The 19449-nt window shown below is 45.1% G+C and carries 17 protein-coding genes; 10 read left to right on the plus strand and 7 right to left on the minus strand.

All coding sequences use genetic code 11. The annotated features are described in order from the left end of the window. Positions 1 to 152 precede the first annotated feature (152 nt). Together G9G53_RS20810 and G9G53_RS20815 are read left to right on the plus strand one after the other, a co-directional pair. Positions 153 to 1586, plus strand: coding sequence for a purple acid phosphatase family protein (locus G9G53_RS20810; protein ID WP_165149977.1), 1434 nt, complete (start codon positions 153 to 155; stop codon positions 1584 to 1586). Between the two features lie 246 nt (positions 1587 to 1832). Further along, on the plus strand, positions 1833 to 3059 hold the full coding sequence (locus tag G9G53_RS20815) for an RtcB family protein (protein ID WP_165149979.1): 1227 nt from the start codon (positions 1833 to 1835) through the stop codon (positions 3057 to 3059). 151 nt (positions 3060 to 3210) lie between these two features. Here G9G53_RS20815 and G9G53_RS20820 read toward each other — a convergent pair whose 3' ends face one another. Both G9G53_RS20820 and G9G53_RS20825 read right to left on the minus strand, forming a co-directional pair. Then, on the minus strand, positions 3211 to 4101 hold the full coding sequence (locus tag G9G53_RS20820; RefSeq protein WP_165149981.1) for a shikimate dehydrogenase: 891 nt from the start codon (positions 4099 to 4101) through the stop codon (positions 3211 to 3213). Positions 4102 to 4130: 29 nt separating this feature from the next. Beyond that, positions 4131 to 5321, minus strand: a complete 1191-nt coding sequence (locus tag G9G53_RS20825; protein ID WP_029517617.1) for an MFS transporter — start codon at positions 5319 to 5321, stop codon at positions 4131 to 4133. A gap of 216 nt (positions 5322 to 5537) precedes the next feature. Between G9G53_RS20825 and G9G53_RS20830 the strand changes: the two genes are divergently transcribed. The 3 genes from G9G53_RS20830 to aroD all read left to right on the plus strand — a co-directional run bounded on the left by G9G53_RS20830 (position 5538) and on the right by aroD (position 8702). Continuing rightward, positions 5538 to 6449, plus strand: a complete 912-nt coding sequence (locus G9G53_RS20830; RefSeq protein WP_069012907.1) for a LysR family transcriptional regulator — start codon at positions 5538 to 5540, stop codon at positions 6447 to 6449. Positions 6450 to 6578: 129 nt separating this feature from the next. Then, positions 6579 to 7835, plus strand: coding sequence for an MFS transporter (locus tag G9G53_RS20835; RefSeq protein ID WP_165149983.1), 1257 nt, complete (start codon positions 6579 to 6581; stop codon positions 7833 to 7835). Positions 7836 to 7937: 102 nt separating this feature from the next. After that, complete coding sequence (aroD, locus tag G9G53_RS20840; protein WP_165149985.1) at positions 7938 to 8702, plus strand: type I 3-dehydroquinate dehydratase; 765 nt, start codon at positions 7938 to 7940, stop codon at positions 8700 to 8702. A gap of 107 nt (positions 8703 to 8809) precedes the next feature. On the opposite strand, the gene G9G53_RS20845 is transcribed toward aroD, so the two are convergent. Beyond that, a complete protein-coding gene (locus G9G53_RS20845; RefSeq protein ID WP_029517614.1) occupies positions 8810 to 9382 on the minus strand; it encodes a shikimate kinase in 573 nt (190 codons plus the stop codon). Between the two features lie 554 nt (positions 9383 to 9936). Here G9G53_RS20845 and G9G53_RS20850 point away from each other — a divergent pair. The 3 genes from G9G53_RS20850 to G9G53_RS20860 all read left to right on the plus strand — a co-directional run bounded on the left by G9G53_RS20850 (position 9937) and on the right by G9G53_RS20860 (position 12866). Beyond that, positions 9937 to 10629: a pectate lyase gene (locus G9G53_RS20850; RefSeq protein ID WP_029517613.1), complete on the plus strand. Its 693-nt coding sequence runs from the start codon at positions 9937 to 9939 to the stop codon at positions 10627 to 10629. 146 nt (positions 10630 to 10775) lie between these two features. Next, positions 10776 to 11813: an aminoglycoside phosphotransferase family protein gene (locus G9G53_RS20855; RefSeq protein ID WP_185156374.1), complete on the plus strand. Its 1038-nt coding sequence runs from the start codon at positions 10776 to 10778 to the stop codon at positions 11811 to 11813. A gap of 54 nt (positions 11814 to 11867) precedes the next feature. Continuing rightward, on the plus strand, positions 11868 to 12866 hold the full coding sequence (locus tag G9G53_RS20860; RefSeq protein WP_025721310.1) for a glycosyltransferase: 999 nt from the start codon (positions 11868 to 11870) through the stop codon (positions 12864 to 12866). A 123-nt stretch (positions 12867 to 12989) separates the two neighbouring features. Here the strand turns inward: G9G53_RS20860 and G9G53_RS20865 are convergent, their stop codons facing one another. Next, the gene (locus G9G53_RS20865; protein ID WP_165149987.1) at positions 12990 to 13481 is read right to left on the minus strand and encodes a DUF1036 domain-containing protein; all 492 of its coding nucleotides are present in this window, start codon (positions 13479 to 13481) and stop codon (positions 12990 to 12992) included. A gap of 129 nt (positions 13482 to 13610) precedes the next feature. Next, complete coding sequence (locus tag G9G53_RS20870; RefSeq protein WP_165149989.1) at positions 13611 to 14819, minus strand: MFS transporter; 1209 nt, start codon at positions 14817 to 14819, stop codon at positions 13611 to 13613. Between the two features lie 216 nt (positions 14820 to 15035). Here G9G53_RS20870 and cysK point away from each other — a divergent pair, with 216 nt between their 5' ends. After that, the gene (gene cysK / locus G9G53_RS20875) at positions 15036 to 15959 is read left to right on the plus strand and encodes a cysteine synthase A (protein WP_165149991.1); all 924 of its coding nucleotides are present in this window, start codon (positions 15036 to 15038) and stop codon (positions 15957 to 15959) included. 132 nt (positions 15960 to 16091) lie between these two features. Further along, positions 16092 to 17069 (plus strand): aldo/keto reductase, encoded by a 978-nt coding sequence (locus G9G53_RS20880; RefSeq protein ID WP_165149993.1) that lies wholly within the window; start codon positions 16092 to 16094, stop codon positions 17067 to 17069. Positions 17070 to 17155: 86 nt separating this feature from the next. Here G9G53_RS20880 and G9G53_RS20885 read toward each other — a convergent pair whose 3' ends face one another. Together G9G53_RS20885 and G9G53_RS20890 are read right to left on the minus strand one after the other, a co-directional pair. Beyond that, positions 17156 to 17956: a WYL domain-containing protein gene (locus G9G53_RS20885; protein WP_165149995.1), complete on the minus strand. Its 801-nt coding sequence runs from the start codon at positions 17954 to 17956 to the stop codon at positions 17156 to 17158. After that, a complete protein-coding gene (locus tag G9G53_RS20890; RefSeq protein ID WP_165149997.1) occupies positions 17931 to 19256 on the minus strand; it encodes a helix-turn-helix transcriptional regulator in 1326 nt (441 codons plus the stop codon). Before G9G53_RS20890 ends, G9G53_RS20885 begins: the two co-directional genes overlap by 26 nt. Positions 19257 to 19449 lie beyond the last annotated feature (193 nt).

Genomic DNA, 19449 nt, shown 5'->3' on the forward strand with positions numbered 1-19449 from the left:
AGGGTAAAGCAGTTATCCTTCTCCTCAATCGCTAGGTCACTTAACACCTCGTTTTTACAAATTACTATATTTCCTAAAACAACGTATTAACATTTGATTGATATGATCATATTTATAACTTTTACATATTAACTACACAGAGGAGTGTACACATGTTTAAGAAGTTTCAAAAATGGTCAGCAACATCTATGTCTGTTACTCTTGCACTAGGTTTGATTACGGGCATGTCAGCCTTGCCTGTCCATGCTGAGTCATCAGGGAATACAGATCATGGTATTAGTAAAGTTACAGCTACATTTTATGGAGACACAAAAGGTTCCAAAGGATTTACCTGGTATACTTCAAAACTTTCCACGAAGAGCACTGTTCAAGTAATCAAGAAAACGGCTTCTGAAGCTGATTTTACGAGTGCTCTTACATTTGAAGGGACTTCTTCTCCATCGACCAATTCTCCAGAAGAGCTTGTCCATAAAGCTGTAGCTACAGGTCTTCAAGCGGACACAGCTTATTATTATCGTGTGGGTGATGCAGCGCGCGGGATATGGAGCGAAACAGGTACGTTTCAAACGGCTCCTAAGAGCGGCGAATTTACCTTCATTGATTTAGCTGATACACAAGCAAAAAGTGAAGATGAAGCCATATTGTCTTCACAGACGCTCGAAAAAGCACTTCAAACTGTAGGTAATGCTCAGTTTGTAGTCCACAACGGAGATATCGTAGACACCGGTACCAAAGAAGAGCAGTGGGACTGGTTGTTGGGACATTCACAAAAAAGTCTTTTGAATACAACCATTGTTCCTTCAGCAGGTAATCACGAGGATGAGAACTACGCTTTTTATGATCACTTTAATATTAATCAACCAGCTGGTTCTGCTACTAAAACAGGAGCGTACTACTCCTTTGATTACAGCAATGCTCACTTTATCGTACTGAACTCCAATGAGGACTCAGAGAAATATGCCAATTTTTCTGAAGATCAAGTTGAATGGTTAAAGAAAGATGCTGCGGCAGCCAAAAGGGCAGGTGCAAAGTGGATCATTGTTAACATTCACAAAGGTCCCTACACTACCTCTAACCATGCAACAGATTCTGACATCATGGATAACAATGGAGTTCGTAACCAAATCGCTCCACTCATGGACAAACTTGATATCGACTTTGTCGTGCAGGGGCACGATCATATTTATGCTCGGACGAAACCAATCAACCAAGAGGGTAAAGCAACAACGCCAACAAAATTAAAAGATACATTAAATGATAAGACGATTGAATATAGTGTGAATCCAGATGGAAGTATCTATGTCATCCCAGCAACCGCTGGCCCCAAAGTCTACTACAAGAATCCAAGCGAAAAACTTGGAGATAAGTACTATAATCTCTTTGAGCTAGCTGAAGAGAATCATGCGGCAGTATATGGCCCGGATCCGAGTGACAATCGTAGACCTGTACGAGGACAGGTACAGAATTTTGTTGGCATCACCGTAGACGAAAATAAACTTACAGCCGTAACGTACGAAATTGATCAAAACAAAAATGATGCCAAACCTTTTATTGTGGATCAATTCGGAATCATCAAAAAATATTAGTAAAATTGATTAATGGTTTCTAAATAATCATAAAAGGATATCCTACAGTCTGGTCGGCTGCATGGATATCCTTTTTTATTTTCTTATAGGGACTTTCTTATAGAGACGTCTGATGTTGTGCTTGTAATACTTACGCCCTGTTCGGAAGCGGGTAAACCGTACATAATGCTATTAAGAGATCCAAAGTTTAAAAGTAGTCAATTTTACATATAGAAATTTTCTTGCAAAATATGGAGGGATAAAGCGATGGCTTATCAAGAAATCAATGGAGTACGCGTATGGGGATCACCTGACCCGGGAGCACTATCTCAAGCCCGCACATGTGCCGAAAATGGTAATGTGATTCAGGCGCTACTGATGGCAGATCATCATAAAGGCTACAGTCAGCCGATTGGCGGTGTGATGGTGTATGACGGACAAATTTCACCTTCAGGTGTAGGGTATGATATCGGCTGCGGGAATAAGGCGGTAAGATCCAAGCTGTTTGCCGCAGATATTATGCCACGTATTTCAGCCGTGATGGATGAGATTGCACGTCATATTTCGTTTGGCGTAGGCCGTGTGAATGCAATTCAGGTAGACCATGAGCTGTTCGATGACCCAGATTGGGCAGTATATGCGGCGATTGGGAAACAAGAACATGACAAACTGAAGTCCTTGGCAAGAGAACAGCTGGGTACAGTAGGGAGTGGTAATCACTTTGTTGATGTATTTGTGGAGGAAGCGACAGGACAGGTCTGGATTGCCAATCATTTTGGCAGCCGAGGCTTTGGGCACAAAACAGCAAGCGGGTTTCTAAATTTGGCTGCAGGACGGGAGTTTCTCGGAAAGGCGCCGGGAGAACATATGGATCAGCCGCCTGTACTGCTGGATATGAACAGTGAGCTGGGAGACATGTACTACCGTGCGATGCGCCTTGCCGGACGCTATGCGTATGCGGGACGTGACTATGTGATAGAACAAGTGCTTGGTATTATGGGGACCGAAGCGGATTTTACGGTGCATAACCACCATAATTACGCGTGGAAGGAACAGCATGATGGACGCGACACCATTGTAGTCCGCAAAGGCGCAACCCCCTCGGCCCCTGGCCAAATGGGCTTTATTGGAGGAAGCATGGGCGATATCTCGGTGATTGTGCGTGGGAAAGATTCGGTAGAAAATCGGGATTCCTACTATAGTACAGTCCATGGCGCAGGTCGTATTATGAGTCGTACCCAGGCAGCCGGTAAAATGAATTGGAAAACCCGCACACGGAGTGGTGGACAAATCACGGATGTACAGATGAAGGAGGCTGTTCGGAACTACGGTGTCGAGCTGCGCGGAGCAGGTACAGACGAAAGTCCGTTCGTCTACCGCAAACTGCGCGAGGTACTGGACGCTCATTCCGAGACCGTGGAAGTTATGCATGTGCTGAAGCCAATCGGGGTATGCATGGCTGGGGCCAATGAGTTTGACCCGTATAAGGATTAATGAAAAGAGAAGGAAGAACGGGGCTGTACCCATAAAAAAGACGATGCCCGGCAGAAGTGTTCATTCGCCGAGCATCGTATTTAAAGTACATATATGCGTATATAATAGAAGGAACTCATGGCTTGATGTGCTTGTTGAGCAGCTCTAAATCTTACAGTTGATCAGCAAAAAGTTGTTCTTTAATATAAGCGACTGGCATCTCTTGGCCTGTCCACAGTTCGAAGGCTAATGCGCCCTGCCACAGCATCATGCCCAGACCGTTAATGGCGGTTGCACCTACGGATTCAGCTTGTTCCATCAGCTTGGATTTAGCTGGGCTGTATACTACATCGGTTACAATCAGATCGGAACGAAGCATGGACACATCCTCAATTACACTTTTGCCTTCCAGCGGTTTCATACCCACACCTGTACCATTAGCGAAAATATGACTTGTAAGAATCTCTTCACGCAGCTTCTCCTGATTCTCTAATGCATAGATATTCGCCTTGACTTGGGCATGTTTCATCTCTTCATTAATCATACGGACATTTTCTTCCGCCCGGGCAAAGAACTGGTCATTACGAGCGAAAATTGAAATTTCAGCGAGACCAGCTCGAGCGGCTTCAATAGCAATCGGCGTTGCAGCACCGCCTGAGCCGATGAGTGTCATTTTCTTACCTTTCAGATCAATGCCGTTCTCCTGCAAGTTACGAACATAACCTGATCCATCTGTACTGTAGCCTTTCAGCTTACCATCCGTATTCACGACAGTGTTGACGGCACCTGTAAATTTAGCGCTGTCGTCTAGCTCGTCAAGATACTGGAGTATAGCTGTTTTGTTAGGCATGGACACGTTATAACCGCGTATGTTCAGAGCGCGCATCCCTCGTACGACCTCTTCAAGCTGTTCATTGCCTACTTCAAAGGCCATATACGCGTTATTTAGGCCCAGCTTTTCAAACGCAAGATTATGCATAGCCGGGGACAAAGAGTGTCCGATCGGTGTAGCTAGCAGTCCGATTAATTGTGTTCTTCCGTCAATACGTCCAGCATTTTTCATGATATAAGCCTCCAAGTAACGTGTGTAGTTTAATGAAACACTTTTTTATATCGATAAGCAACAAACACGGCCAGCAAAATACTGACTACAGCAATCGCAATATCCAGAATGAATACGGAGGTAATTCCCAGACTTTTGGACATGCTCCCGGTAGCCAAAGGCATCAGGATGAACGATAGGCTGGCTGCTATGTTTACGAGAGAAGTCGTAGTTCCTTTGTTCTTGCGGAAAAATTCCGTCATTACCGTAAGGGCAATTTGGAATATGCCTGCGGTAGACAAGCCGATTAAGAATGAACTGATCAAGGTAGCGACAGGATTGTGCCATACAATTAAAGCCAGCAAAGAAAGTAGGGCAATAAGCGGATACACAATCATGACGGTAATGGGCTTAATGAATCTACCAAGTACCATAGCCAACAAAATAACGGAAACTAATGAACCTATACTATAGTAGCTCAGCAGCTTAATAGCGCTGGCTTTGTCCATGCCAAGAGCCTCTTGTCCAAAGGTAGGAAGCCATAGCTGCACGATCATGAACAATACAGTTGAAGTAAAACCGATAATAATCAGAGACAAACCTTCTTGCCAAAACTTAGGCTCGCTGTGGAACGAATCCGTTGATTGACCAGTCTCGGCTGGAGCCTTTTGTTCCTCGGCTTTGTGGTTGGGGAAAGCGGTCATTGACAAGAAAATCCCGTTCAGCAGATAAATTCCTGCTGGAATAAAGAAGGAATATCCATAGAACATATCGTGATTAATAAAAAATGCAATCATGAAAGGAATAACAATGGCACCGATCGAGATGGATGCTTTGACTAGGACGGTTGCAGACCCGGCTTTTTTTCCGAACCCTTCAATGAGTGCGGGATAAGTCCCCGCATCCATCATCGAGTTGCAGAGCCCTGCGATAATGGCAAACACGAATGCCAACGTGTAGTTAGGTGCAAGCGGAATACCGATTAGGAAGATTAAATAAGCAAATGATGCAATAACAATGAGTGGTTTCCTTCCGTATTTATCTGACATTTTTCCGGCTACTCCGAGAGCGAGCAGTTTACCGATTCCAATCGCTGACACCAGATAGCCGATGGCTGCTTTATCCGTGTTCAATTGCACGGTCAGAAAGCTCATATTCGACGAGAGAATAACATTAATCATACCCAGAAGAAAATAGTTGATATAAAGCCCTGTTGCCATTCTGATATAAGGATTTTTCATAAGTGTAACTCCCAACATAAATTTTAGATCAATGGCCTAGGTAGGCATCGTCCAGGTGTATTAAAGTACGCCCACAAACAAGTGAAAATATTCACATAATGTCTATGTCTTAATTATATAAGGGGTGTTATTATAAATCCAATGCATATTTTTATCGTTTTTCATAGTTTGGTTCTATAATTTAAAATATGAATTAAAGAAGGGAATTACATAATTATGAACCTGAAGCACTTACAATATTTTCGTGTACTTGCGGAGATGGAGCATTTTACTCAGGCAGCTATGCGGCTATGTATCACTCAACCCAGTTTAAGTCATGCGATTTCAGAATTAGAAAAGGATTTGGGCGTTCATCTGTTTGAGAAGCAGGGGAGAAATATTCGGTTAAACAAATACGGACGATTTTTTCTGAAGTATGTGGAGCACGCGATGGATGAATTGGAAAAGGGGGAGCATAACTTACGGGAATTAGTGAGTCCAAGTCATGGTAATATAGATTTGGCGTTCATTTACACACTAGGTTCACACTTCATTCCAGCAATAATCCAAGCCTTTTCAGCTCTGGATGCCCGTAAAGACATTTCCTTTTCGTTTCACCAAGGGAATACGAACGATATTATTCAAGGCCTGAAGCAGGAACACTATGACGTGGCGTTCTGCTCTCACGTGGAAAATGAACCGGATGTGGAGTTTATTCCGTTGGCTCAGCAGGAACTGGTGGTCATTGTTTCACCTGATCATCCGCTGGCTTCTCTGGACCAAATTGATCTCAAGGATACAGCAGATTACCCGGTGATCTTCTTCAACAAAAAGAGTGGGGTTCGGCCCATTATTGAGAATTTGTTTGCCAAGGCGGGCGTTACGCCACAGATTATTTGCGAGATTGAAGAAGATACGGCAATGGCAGGACTGGTGTCTATCAATTACGGGATCGGAGTTATGCCCCGCATTTCATCGTTAGATTATTTTAACGTCAAAACATTGCCTATTATTAATCCAGAATACGAGCGTTTTATCTACCTAGCCAGCATTAAAAATAGATATTTATCCCCGGCAGTAGTAGAGTTTCGGAACTTTGCCCTAAGTTATGGCAAGGAGTTTTATTTGAAAACACATCAGCGTGTCTAAGCCGGAGTCTCGCAATATTTAAACTTGATAAATTTTAAATTGTGTTCTATACTTCATCATCGACGCAAGCAATGTGAAATGATTCACGTTTTGATACTACAAGACTTACTTACAAAAGCAGGTGAATTCATGATGAAACGTACTTCTTTTCCAGTGGCGACAGGACTTTATGTAAACTATCTTTTGTTCGGCATGTTTAATATTATGCTGGCATCGCACATGTCCTTTTTAACAGAGCATTTGCATACAGATCAGGCGGGCATCAGTCTCTTGGTTTCTGCGATGGGATTTGGCAGGTTGTTTACCCTGTACATATCCGGGGTGCTCTCCGACCGTTATGGTCGCAAACCGTTTATTGTGGCAGCCGGGCTACTGATGGCTGTATTCTTGGTCGGTATACCGCTGAGTTCCAGCTTTGAGATGGCGATCGTACTGGCTGTGCTGGCAGGCGTAGCGAATTCTTTTCTTGATTCAGGTACTTATCCAGCGCTGATCGAAGCTTTCCCCCAATCCTCTGGTTCGGCTACAGTATTGGTGAGAGGTTTTATATCCGTTGGGGCGGCATTTTTACCGTTAATGATTATCTTTTTTATGAATCACGATATTTTCTACGGGTTCTCTTTCTTTTTACCTGCCCTCATATTTGCTTTGAATGCAATGTACTTGTTCAAAATGAAGTTCCCAGACATGCGCGTGCAGCCCGCCAAGGGGCAAAGTGGCGGTAATTCTGTATCAAGCCTAGCGGGAAAATTGGAGGCAAATGACCGGAGTAAGCCGCGGTTTTGGCAGGAAGGGCTATGCCTTATCTTGCTTGGATTTACAGGACCTACCTTGCTTTATATTGTGCAGTTATGGTTGCCTACTTTTGGACAACAGTTTATCGGTATGACCGAATCAGAGTCTCTCAGATTATTAGTTTATTACAATATGGGTTCGCTGGTTTCCGTGTTTGTATTGGTCATTGTGTTAAGAAAATGGGTTAAACCAGTTCACATTATTCTTATTTATCCATGTATTTCCCTGTTGGCTTTTGGAGCGCTTCTCCTTTTCAAGTCAGGGGCTGCGTCCATTATTTGTGCGAGTGTTATCGGGTTTTCAATATCAGGTGTACTTCAGCTGACATTAACCGTAATGAGTGAATTTTTTAGTCAACGAAAAGGACAGATTACCGGGTTTGTTTATACAGCAACCTCGCTGTCATACACGATCATTCCTGTGTTTACAGGCTTTCTGTTGAAACATTCTCAGATATCGAGTGTTTTTATGCTAGCTATTATTGTGAATGTGCTAGGGATCGTACTGGCGGTGTTTGTTAATTTTCGGTACAGTTTAGTTTTTCCAGCAAGTCGCAAATTGTCGCCTAAAATCGCACTTGAACCCAAATAACGACGACTGGATCATATCATCTGCATGCTTATTCAGAATGCGTTATACTATGAATTATTGTACATGTTCGACTTGAAACTGTAATTTGGGAGTGAGATAGAGATGGCTAAAATCGTAAAGGTGAAAGATGTCCTGATTGGTGAAGGAGCGCCAAAAATTTGTGTGCCCATGGTGGGAGAAACGTTGGAGCAGTTGAAGGAAGAAGCTACTTATTTACGTACGCTCGACCTGGATATCGTGGAGTGGAGAGTCGATTTTTTCGAGCATGTTGAGGATTTGGAAAAGGTAAAATCTGCCTTACATGAAATTCGGTCTATTTTAGCCAATGTTCCGCTCGTATTTACGTTCCGTAGCGCTCGGGAAGGCGGAGAAAAGGAAATCAGTGCGGCGAGTTATGTGGAATTGAACCGTACAGTAGCCGAAACGGGGCAAGTCGAACTTATTGATGTAGAGCTTTTTAATGAGGAAGGCGATGTGAAGACGCTGGTAGAAGCAGCACATAAGCATAACGTGTATGTGATTATATCTAATCATGACTTTCATAAGACGCCGTCGAAGGAGGAGATTGTTTCCCGATTATGCAAGGCGCAGGAATTGGGAGGCGATCTGCCTAAGATAGCAGTGATGCCGACCAATACAGCCGATGTGCTCACTTTGCTGGATGCCACGCGTACTATGGCAGAAGAGCATGCAGATCGGCCGATTATTACGATGTCGATGGCGGGGAAAGGTGTCGTGAGCCGCCTGGCCGGAGAATTGTTTGGTTCGGCTCTGACCTTTGGTGCCGCTAAGAAAGCTTCCGCACCGGGGCAGATTCCAGTCACTGAACTGAGAGAGATATTGACGGTTCTGCATAGCCATTCTTAAAAGATGGATAGCATTACTCGCCAGTCAGTAATATATCCGCAGTGAACCAAAAAGGAGGGCCCCTATGCGGTAAGCATGCTGGAGCCCTCCTTTTTGGTGTAACTCTCTTAATTCAATCCCCGAGTAGGTTCATATAACTCCCAACCTAAATTCAGCGTTTGAATAATATAGTCTGCGACTTCTTCCGCATCCAACTGATCTGTATCGATCTTGGAGTGATTCACCGCGTAGATGTCCTGTCTGGAACGGAATAAATCCTCAATTTCCCCTAAAGTCTTGTTTTGTAGATTAGGACGGGTGTCAATCAGCATCTTAAGCCGATCTTTCCAGGAATCCCAATTTAAATCCAAGAAGAAAACAATCGATGAAGCCAAACAAGCTTGCTTCACCTCTTCCTGTAAAAATGCACCACCGCCAACGGAAATGATTTTAAGGCGTGTGTTGCTGCACAGCTTCAAAATATGCTCTTTTTCAATCTCACGGAAACGCTTCTCTCCATAAGTCTTGAAAATCTCTGTTGTTGGCATGTTGTATTCTTGTTCAATTTCCTGGTCAATATCCACGAAATCGCGATACAGCTTGCGCGCTAGATGGGAACCGATCGTTGTTTTGCCTACACCCATAAAGCCGATGAGCACAATATTTTGTTCTTTTAATGGAATCTCACTATTGTTTTGCACGATAACCACTCTTTTCTCACCAGTAATGTTGAGATGTAACGCTTCAAAGCACTAAATACATTATACGTTCATCAAACGTGTCATTCAATAGTATAGATCACATCAGCAATGAGGTATACGATAAAAGGGACTCTGAATACCAATTAAGTGATAAACAGCAGGCAAACGAAACAAGGTATTCAAGTATTGTTTAATGTGTAAATTGAAGAAAAACAAACTTGTACAAGTATAAAAGAGGCAATTTTATGTACTAAATTGAAAAAAAGGACATATTTTGCCGAGAAATATATTGAAATTACTGGAAGTGTGATTATAATAGAGTTATGCAAATTGTAAATGTAATCGCTCTATTTACAATTTGTGCTTTATATAATTTATGAGACAAAATTACTTTGAACCAAAAACCAAGTATACATATGCAAATAGTTGAATGATGCTTTATAGACGTGTATCGGTCATTGGGTTCATTGTGCGAAGGTGGTGATACGGTCTACACGTTCTAGTCAACGAAGAGTTGGAACAATGAAAAATATCTACGAGAGGGATGAATTGACATGAAAACAAACACAGCTAACGTATTGAAAAAGGGAATCAGTATCGCTTTATCAGGAATGTTGGTCGCCTTATTTGTCGGCAATTATTCTGCACATGCAGCTCCAGAAGTCGTTCATAAGACCATACTTGTTAAAGCTGGAGAAGTTTACGATGGTAAAGGCAAGACTGTAGTGGCTGATCCCGATACCTTGGGAGATGGAAGCCAGAAAGAGGCCCAAAAGCCTATTTTCAAGCTTGAAAATAATGCAACACTGAAAAATGTGATCATCGCTGCCCCTGCTGCGGATGGTGTGCATGTATATGGCAACGGCACAATCTCCAACGTAACGTGGGAGGATGTCGGTGAAGATGCGTTGACGCTTAAAGAACCAGGTACGGTAAACATTACGGGCGGTGGAGCGTTCCACGCATATGATAAAGTGTTCCAAATTAATGCCGAAGGCACGATTAACATTAAAAACTTTAGAGCCGATGATATCGGTAAGCTGGTTCGCCAACTTGGGGGCTCTACTTTTAGAGTGAATATGACTTTGGATAACTCGGATATTTCCAACGTGAAGGATTCGATCCTGAGATCGGACGGTCCTAACAGCAAAGCTAAAATTACGAATACTCGTTATCATAATGTAAAACAATTGTTCAAAGGTTTTAAATCCAGTAATACGAGCGAGTCCGGCAATACTCAATATTAATTAGTATAGAATAGAGTAAGGATAGGAGTGCGGATGTGATAAGGGGCTGCCCAACAGGTCGTATGATCTGCTTGGGCAAGCCCCTTTTTGGGTGCAGCGAGTTACCCCAAGATGATCTGGGCTTCGTTCGGAACGAGGACTATGATATGATCGTGCTATTACATTTTACACAAAAAAGTTGGGTGGCTATGAATCCTTTTTATCAATATGTGAATGTTGACGGTACCTTAAATGATACGCTGGTGCGGAATCGTGAGGTTTTATATACAGGTACGAATGGTCGACATGTGGAACGTTTTTACGTGTCTTCCTCTGAAAGTTATATATTCAAACCGCTAACCAATGATGATCAGAAGGGGCGGGAGAGATGGGTGTATGAGCATGTGCTTCCTGCGTTATCACCGATCTATCCCCGATTGCTAGCCTGGTCTGATGCAGGTGTGGATGGCGGAGAAGAATGGATGGTTTTTGAGGATCTTGGTCCGTTACATCATCTACACGCAGACGAAACTTTATTGCGAGCTGTTAGACTTGTTGCATGGTGGCATGCTTTGCCGACGGATCGTTTTGCTGGGATACCGCTGCGGGGACCAAAGCCACTCATTCAGGAGATGGTTTCCGAGCTATACACGCGCAAGCCGGATGTGTTACAGCTTTGCAGCTCACTAGGATTATCTAAGCAACAGATGCAGCGTATGTATGTACAGCTGGAGCATGTATCTTTTTCACAGCAGCTTGTACTGTCTCATGGTGATCTTCATCCGGGGAACTATGCGCTGAGCGGGGAACGGCTTATGGTGCTGGATTGGGAGCATACTCATCTGAACACACCGCTGTGGGATGTATATCACCTGATCGACATGTCCCATCCGTTGTTTCCCCGACGCATGACGTCCGAATTGCGTATTCGTATACTGGACACCTACGTGGAGCAGCTGGAGCTGTTGGGGATAAGAGTGGATCGAACGGCTTTTATGCTGGAATATGGCATGTTTGCTGTGGTATTTTCGCTCTGGATGCTGTTGTTAATCACAAGTGATTTGCAAAGGATTGGAACGCACCTGCATAGAAACAACGACAAATGGTCAAAAGAGCAATTAGAGTCCCAGTTGGACGAAACGTTAGCCTGTTTGAACCAGTGTGCTGCGATGATGGATTGGGGACAAGCCCAGCGATGTAGATAGTAGCTTAAGACATAGACTGTATTTAGTTAGCCAAAGAAGGTAGGGAATATATCCATGAAAAAAGTTGGTTTGGTCATGAGAAAAATACAATTTGCTGAAGCACAGGGTCCACGTATTTTTGCAGAGCGTCTGAAGCAGATCGGGTTGGAATTGGGGGTGGACATCGTATTTGTATCACCGGAGCGCCATGTGAGCAGTCATGACTGGCTTCCGGGTTATGAACACGAAAAAGGCGACCTGGTCAATTATGACGTCGTACTGGACCAACTCCATGAGCAGCAGATTGAGCACGTTATTTATACGGTATCTGGCTTTACCTATTTGAACATGTTTTTTAAAAACAGCGTGCTTTTTCCGCATAGTTTTCCTGATCCGGCACTGACAGGCTATGAAATGATGAAGCCTTTTTATCAGATCGTGGACAAGGCTATCGTACAGACTGCCTTTCTCAAGCAGGAGATGGCTTCGAAGTTTGGCGTAACCGATGTGACAGTCATCCCGATCGGATTTAATGAGCGGCTGGTGGAAAAGCATTTTGATCCCTCGCAAGTGGTAGAGAACCGGGTGATGTGGATTGGTAGAGATGAGGAGAACCGACGTCCGGATTTGGTACTGGAGTATGCGAGGCATAATCCTGACAAGGATGTCTATATGGTATTTGGCGGTGAACGCTACAAGGAAAGTATGAAGAAATATGATATCCCGGACAATGTTAAACTTCAATTTGCGTTGACGCAAGATGAGGTGTTTGCGCTGATGAACACGGCGAAGGTGTATTGGAGCTGCTCCAAATTTGATACGTTCGCCATGCCGCTGACCGAAGCGCTCGCTATGGGTAAAATCGTCGTGAAGCCAGAGCATCCTTGCTATGGACATATCAGCTCTACGCATTCTTTTTCAGGGAATGAGAAAAACTGGTTTGAGCTGGTCAATATGGCTGCCGCCTCACCCCGCCGGGTTTCTACAGAAAATCAGGCATACGCCATGGAACAGTTTTCAAGTCAGGTGATGAAGCAGGGATACCGAGACTTTTTTGATCATTGGTTAAGCTGAACGGCGAGGCAAAATACTGTGGTTGTAACACGCATTTGCGCGTCCAGATGAAAACAAAAATAACCCGCAAGGGGGTCACTTTTTTCAAAATGTCCATCTTGTGGGTTACGGTTCATCATTGACTTATCGTTTGGACTTTACTGGAACCGGGGTTCCTTTTTTAAAGCGAACCGGTCTTCTCGGAATTCTGTTAATGCCGGAGTCCTCCGATTTGGAAGGTAATGCTCTACGAGTTTTCTTTGTTGACAGTAAGCTTTGATTGGTTCTGCTGAACTCAACAGTGTAATTGTCTACAGATGAATCAATGGCAAGTCGGCGCATCCCCACTCGTCTGGATGATCCACTGCTATCGTTCCAACACCAATGAAAATCATGGTCAGTACTTCTCGGAAGCCGTGTGCGGTACGTACCACGCCACCTATTGGAGTGATTCTCAGCATAATAATAGAATGTGGTTCCCCCTACAGACCCGCTCCATACTTCTCTCGTATCACCAGGCTCTAGCCGATACCAGCCCATTTTAGAATAATTCATGGGATGACAGTCGGAATCAGGATAAGCATAGGCAGCATAGATGGTGTTACTCGTGTTGTTTGTAAAAAAAAGGCTCATCATGCACACTTCTTTCCTCATAAATTGGTATTACAATGTCATACTATGAGGAATGTAGAAGAAGAGAGTGGACAATATCTCTCAATCTATGAAAAATGAACCATTCGTTTACGTCCAACTTGCTAAACGATTCTATGATTGTATCTCCGCTATCGCTTCAGTATGAGCTGTCTTGCGATCCACAATGTAGCTAACTACCATGAGTAGCAGACCGCCGACAGTAATTAGCGATGCAACCCATGGAATAGCGGCTAGCCCCATTTGATTAATAACAACTCCCCCGATAAAAGCGCCGCCTGCGTTGCCCAGATTCAATGCGGAATGGCTGGAGGTAGAGGCAAGCAAAGGAGCCTCATAGGCCAGATTCATGATGCGAACCTGAATACCCGGCATGATGCCGAACGCAGCAATGCCCCAGATAAAGACAGTAATAACCGCCAGTACCTTGTTTTGAAGCGTAAACGTCAGAATGGCCAAAATAATAGCCAGTACAGCATAGTTTGCGATCAGGGATGGCAGCAGTTTCCAATCCGCAAGCTTGCCGCCAACGATGTTGCCGATCGTTACCCCTAGGCCAAACAGGACGAGAATCCAGGTAATGCTATGCTCGGCAAAGCCACTAATATCCGTAAGCAAAGGCGTAATGTACGTAAAGACAGTGAACAGACTGCCACAACCGACTGCACCTGTGAGCAACATCAGCAGCACTTTTGGATTAAACAGGCTTCGGACTTCTTGTTTGAGACTGGAAGGCTTGTCCTGATGAATCACCGGAATATAACGAATGATACCAAACAGAGAAATCAAGCCGATGACCACAATGGCTCCAAAGGAAGCACGCCAGCCGAGTTGTTGTCCGATAAAGGTACCAAAGGGTACGCCTATAATGTTCGCCACGGTCAAACCGGTCAGCACCATAGAAATAGCACCCGCGCGTTTGTCAGGACGAACCAATCGGGCAGCGATCAGGGAACCGGCTCCCAAAAAGGTTCCGTGCGATAATGCAGTAGCCATACGGGCAGCAATCAGAAGTTCGTAATTGGGAGCAATGACGGAAAAAAGATTACCTAAAATGAATATGGCCATGAGTAGGCATAGCAGCTTTTTCTGCGGTACCTTATGAGTTAATACGGTAAGCACAGGTGCACCAATAGCCACACCAAGTGCGTAACTGGTAATTAACTGCCCGGCTTGCGGAATTGTAACATGAAGATCATGGGCTACATTGGGCAGTAGTCCCATAATGACGAATTCGGTCATGCCAATGGCGAAGGCACCAAGGGTCAACCATAGCAAGGAGGGAGGGAAGCGGTTTGCTGTCATATTTTCTTGAGTACTCATAAGTGTCTTGTATCCTCCTGAAAAAATAGTAATGCGAGTATATCACTACAGGCGATATCTGGCGACCCATTTTGCAAGAATTTCACATACTAAGTTGATGAGTTTTATGTAATTTACAAAAGCGACAGGTAGGAAGGAGCCAAGTGTGTTATTTTGGTAGTATGATATGAAGATCGTAAATAACACTGTAAGAAACAATCTAAGGAGGATACAACGATGGCACCTAAAGTGGTACATAGTATTACAGATTTAATAGGAGATACACCTTGTGTAAGACTCCAACGGCTCACAGGGCCGCAGGATGCGGAAGTGTATGTGAAGCTGGAGTATTTTAATCCAAGCGGCAGTGTTAAAGATCGAGCGGCGGGCAACCTGATTGCCGAGGCGGAAAAGGCAGGACATCTAAAGCCGGGAGGCACCATTATTGAGCCGACGAGTGGCAACACGGGAATTGGTCTTGCGATGAATGCGGCAGCCCGAGGTTACCATGCAATTTTGGTGATGCCTTCGAATATGACGAAGGAACGGATCAATATTTTAAAAGCCTACGGGGCTGAGGTCGTACTGACACCAGCGGAAGAACGGATGCCAGGAGCGATTCGCAAGGCACTCGAACTGGGGGCAGAAATTGAAGGGAGTTTTATCCCACATCAATTTGAAAATGAGGCAAATCCCGATATCCACCGTACGACGACGGCACTGGAAATTTTGGAACAGACGGAAGGGAAGCTGGATGTGTTCGTCGCTTCTTCGGGAACGGGCGGTACCATTACGGGAACGGGTGAAGTGCTGCGTCAGCATTTGCCAGATCTGCGGATTGTTGTAGTTGAGCCGAAGGGCTCGCCAGTACTATCTGGGGGAAAACCCGGTCCACATAAGCTAGTTGGAACGAGTCCGGGCTTTGTTCCCACCGTACTGAATACGGAAGTGTATGACGAAATCGTGCAGGTTTCGGATGAGGATGCGATTGCAATGACACGGGCGATTGCTGCCCAGGAAGGGATTCTGGTGGGCCCCTCTAGCGGAGCTACGATATGGACGGCGATTCAGGAAGCTCGGCGTTTGGGAGCAGGCAAACGGGTACTTTGCATTGCCCCGGATACCGGAGAGCGATATCTGAGCATGGGGATATTCGGATAAAAAGATGTGGATTGGGACCAAAGTGATACATGAACGTAAGTAAGTGGTAAAATAGGTGTGTGATAGCGGTTCCACTAACTATTCATAGGTGGATAAAGCAGGGAATATTTTGAAGGTTGAAGGAGGAGCAGCATGAAGATTATGCCTTTACAGAAACGTGGAATCTCCGATAGTCGGCTGGCTCTTGGTTGTATGCCTTTTGGTGGTGAATGGAGCCATGCGCCGTTTACGCAGGAGCATGTCGTTGAAGCAGAAAGAGCTGTAGAAGCTGCACGATCCATCGGGATTACGATGTTCGATCATGCGGATATCTATCGTATGGGGAAAGCGGAAGAGATTTTCGGCCGGATTTTAAAGGGACAGCCGGGCTTGCGTGAACAAATCGTAATTCAGTCCAAATGTGGCATTTTTCTGCCGGATGGTACGCTCCCGGGCCGTTTTGATTTCTCATATGCTCATATTATGGAGTCCGTGGATGGTATCCTGAAGCGCCTCGGTACGGAATATTTGGACATCCTGCTGCTGCATCGCCCCGATCCGCTGGTAGAGCCGGAAGAAGTAGCGAAAGCGTTCAGTGAGCTCAAGGCATCCGGCAAAGTAAGGCATTTTGGCGTCTCTAATATGAATGTAAGCCAAATTCGGTTTCTGGAGCGTAGCCTGACGGAGCCGCTGATCGCTAATCAGCTGGAGATGAGTCTGGCGCATCTGCATTTTGTAGATCAGACCGTACATGTGAACCAGCAGGCGGGGACGAATGTACATTTTGGTGAAGGGTTGCTAGAATATTGCCAAACCGAGGATATTCAGCTCCAAGCCTGGGGACCGCTGGCGCAGGGACGTTTTAGCGGAGGTTCTTTGGAAGGGGCGCCTGAGCATGTCGTTAAGACGGCAGAGCTGGTGCAGAAGCTGGCTTCTGAAAAGGAAACGACACGTGAAGCGATCGTCCTTGGCTGGCTTATGAAACATCCAGCACGGATTCAGCCTGTCATTGGCAGCGCCAATCCTGAACGAATCAAAGCATGTCAGGATGCGGAACGCCAGAGCGAGCTGATGACCCGTGAGGAATGGTATGAATTGTACGTCAGTGCGCGCGGACAAGCCTTGCCATAACTCGTTTAAAAGCCCTTTCCCTCGTCTCATTAACAGACGGAGGGAGGGGCTATTTACATTGATGTATCTCATATTTGCCTCAGTAGCTATTCCTCTTCGTAGCGTGCAAGGGCCTTGGCTGTTGTTTCCTTCATTCGTGAGATCAGCCGGGAGCCTTGGACGACCTTGACACGTTTGCCCAGGAAACGGATTTTGGATAACACATATTCACATTCGTCTGCCTGGAAAGTGAGTGTAATACGATAGGTATCTGCTTCCTGAACATATTCGACCTCTTTTTCAAAGCAGGAAAAAGCATATAAAATACGAGACATTTCACCGTTATATACAGGAACAATTTCGATGATGCCCTGTTCCTTGCGCGACTCCAGTATACCGTGTATACGTTGGGTGAATTTATCGGCCTCTTCGGGTAGAAGCTCATCTTCCGTGATGTTCACGATATTAGACAGCTTGGTAGACATGAGTGCGCGGTGTCTGCGGTTATACCACAGCAGGCTCCATTCTTTTTTGACCATGGAGAACTCCAGCTTATATGGAAAACCGGACATTCGCTCATGCAAGCGTCCATTGCGCAATTTGTAGGTCATACAGATGCCTGAACGGGACCGCAGAATGGGACGCAATTCACGCAATAGTGGATGGTATACCGAGACAGCAGGGATACCTGCTTTTTCCCGCAAACTTCCATCAGCCTCCAGCGGCTCGTCGTCTGCGAGCATCTGCTGAAGCTTATCCAGCGTAGACGGGGTGAAAGCCTCTATTGCTGCCGAGTCTGTCAGCATGGACTTAAGCCAGACCCTTTCCTGCGATGTGGTAGCAAAAGCGCCCGATTCATCCAGCCGAGAGACGATCTGGTAGTTAAATATTTTCTCGAACAGGCTCATAATAGGCTTGCAGCTCCTTCCATTCCTGTCTGAATTCCTTCCGCAGCCGCTGGGGCTCCAATACCTCACAGCTTGATCCGAAGCTGCGAATCCACGGTTTAATCTCAGTGATTCCATTCACTGTGATTTCATAGATAAAGGATTCACTTTCTTCCTCCGCAATCGTACCCCATTGTCCCTGTAACAGCACACGTTCCCGAATAAAGTTGCGCTTCGCGCCCTCAGGATTAAAAAAGCGTACCCGTACCTTTACAGGACGGCCCGTATCAACAAGCCAGCTGTACCGCATTTTTTCTTCCAATACGGCTAACAGGTCGGCATGAAGCTGCTCTGGGACAGGCTTGCCCTCCACCAATTGAGTCATGCCCTCCATACGAAACTTCATGATTCCTTTGCCGCCTACATGACCCAGCACATACCAACGTCCATATTGATGATCATAGATGACTTGCAGGGGCAGAATGGTGTGTTCACGGCCGTCGGTCTCTTTTTCAAACAGCGGGTTTGTGTTTTGTGACCCGTACATGCTTCGTTTGGATGTCGAAAAATATAAAAAAGTTACACAGCGGCGTTGCCGAATGGCATGTAGAAGCGGATGAATATGGGCTTCGTCCAGAATGCGTGAATAATAGTGGTATTTATATAAAAAAGGTTCGGCCATCTCCCGATCTCCGGCTTGACGGCGCATGGCTTTTTTAAGATGATCTCGCAACAGATATCCCTGAACAGAGGGAAGCTGGGTGTTGGCCATAATGTCTACAAAATCATATAAGTCCAGCAGCTCCTCGTCCGTCAGTTCTGTCACCAGATCGTTGCGGACAGCATAGCGGTAAGGTCTGCCGCCGGGTTCCTTGCGAACGACGCCGACTTCAACCAGATATTTCAGATCGGAACGAATCGTTTTCTCATCCGGTAGTGAACTGTCGGAAGGCAGCCCGTTGCAGCAAGCATCCAATAGTTCCATGGTGGTCATAGGCTGTGACTGTAGCGCTGTCAGCAGAAGGGATAAGCGGACGCTTTCCGATTCCTTGAGCGATTTGGCCCGAAACAGAAATAACAATAATGGATCAGCCGATTCGTAATAATTAAAGCGCAGCATCTCATTAAAATCATGTCCGTGTTCCGCAGGCAACTGCTGTTGTACCGATTGGACAATTTCCTTGAGACGCCGGATTGTTTTATCAAAGGTATGTACCGAAATGCCCAGTCTATCTGCGAATTGCTGCCGATTATAGGCGCCGCTTGTTAATGTGAGCATACGCAGGAATTGAATTTCTTTATCAAAACTTTCTCTCGCCATGATGCATTCCCCGTTTCTGTTGCCGTTCTCCGAAAGTAAGTATCCCTTTATTCTAACAGGGAAGGGATGTAGGAAAAAGGGAAATTATTCATCCTTGTAATACTTTCACCATGTTCATGACTTCCAAAATAAAGGATTATAGGGATATAAGGTAGCACGATAAGTAAGAAGCAATACATAACAGAAGGGTGAT

Source organism: Paenibacillus sp. EKM206P, from assembly GCF_011066155.1.
Classification (GTDB): domain Bacteria; phylum Bacillota; class Bacilli; order Paenibacillales; family Paenibacillaceae; genus Paenibacillus; species Paenibacillus polymyxa_D.

Coding starts and splice junctions, on each gene's coding strand:
- G9G53_RS20830 (WP_069012907.1), top strand. CDS start 5,538: ATGAACCTGAAGCACTTACAATATTTTCGTGTACTTGCGGAGATGGAG.
- G9G53_RS20815 (WP_165149979.1), top strand. CDS start 1,833: ATGGCTTATCAAGAAATCAATGGAGTACGCGTATGGGGATCACCTGAC.
- cysK (WP_165149991.1), top strand. CDS start 15,036: ATGGCACCTAAAGTGGTACATAGTATTACAGATTTAATAGGAGATACA.
- G9G53_RS20855 (WP_185156374.1), top strand. CDS start 10,776: ATGATCGTGCTATTACATTTTACACAAAAAAGTTGGGTGGCTATGAAT.
- G9G53_RS20835 (WP_165149983.1), top strand. CDS start 6,579: ATGATGAAACGTACTTCTTTTCCAGTGGCGACAGGACTTTATGTAAAC.
- G9G53_RS20865 (WP_165149987.1), bottom strand. CDS start 13,481: ATGATGAGCCTTTTTTTTACAAACAACACGAGTAACACCATCTATGCT.
- G9G53_RS20890 (WP_165149997.1), bottom strand. CDS start 19,256: ATGGCGAGAGAAAGTTTTGATAAAGAAATTCAATTCCTGCGTATGCTC.
- G9G53_RS20810 (WP_165149977.1), top strand. CDS start 153: ATGTTTAAGAAGTTTCAAAAATGGTCAGCAACATCTATGTCTGTTACT.
- G9G53_RS20870 (WP_165149989.1), bottom strand. CDS start 14,819: ATGAGTACTCAAGAAAATATGACAGCAAACCGCTTCCCTCCCTCCTTG.
- G9G53_RS20820 (WP_165149981.1), bottom strand. CDS start 4,101: ATGAAAAATGCTGGACGTATTGACGGAAGAACACAATTAATCGGACTG.
- G9G53_RS20885 (WP_165149995.1), bottom strand. CDS start 17,956: ATGAGCCTGTTCGAGAAAATATTTAACTACCAGATCGTCTCTCGGCTG.
- G9G53_RS20880 (WP_165149993.1), top strand. CDS start 16,092: ATGAAGATTATGCCTTTACAGAAACGTGGAATCTCCGATAGTCGGCTG.
- G9G53_RS20850 (WP_029517613.1), top strand. CDS start 9,937: ATGAAAACAAACACAGCTAACGTATTGAAAAAGGGAATCAGTATCGCT.
- G9G53_RS20860 (WP_025721310.1), top strand. CDS start 11,868: ATGAAAAAAGTTGGTTTGGTCATGAGAAAAATACAATTTGCTGAAGCA.
- G9G53_RS20825 (WP_029517617.1), bottom strand. CDS start 5,321: ATGAAAAATCCTTATATCAGAATGGCAACAGGGCTTTATATCAACTAT.
- aroD (WP_165149985.1), top strand. CDS start 7,938: ATGGCTAAAATCGTAAAGGTGAAAGATGTCCTGATTGGTGAAGGAGCG.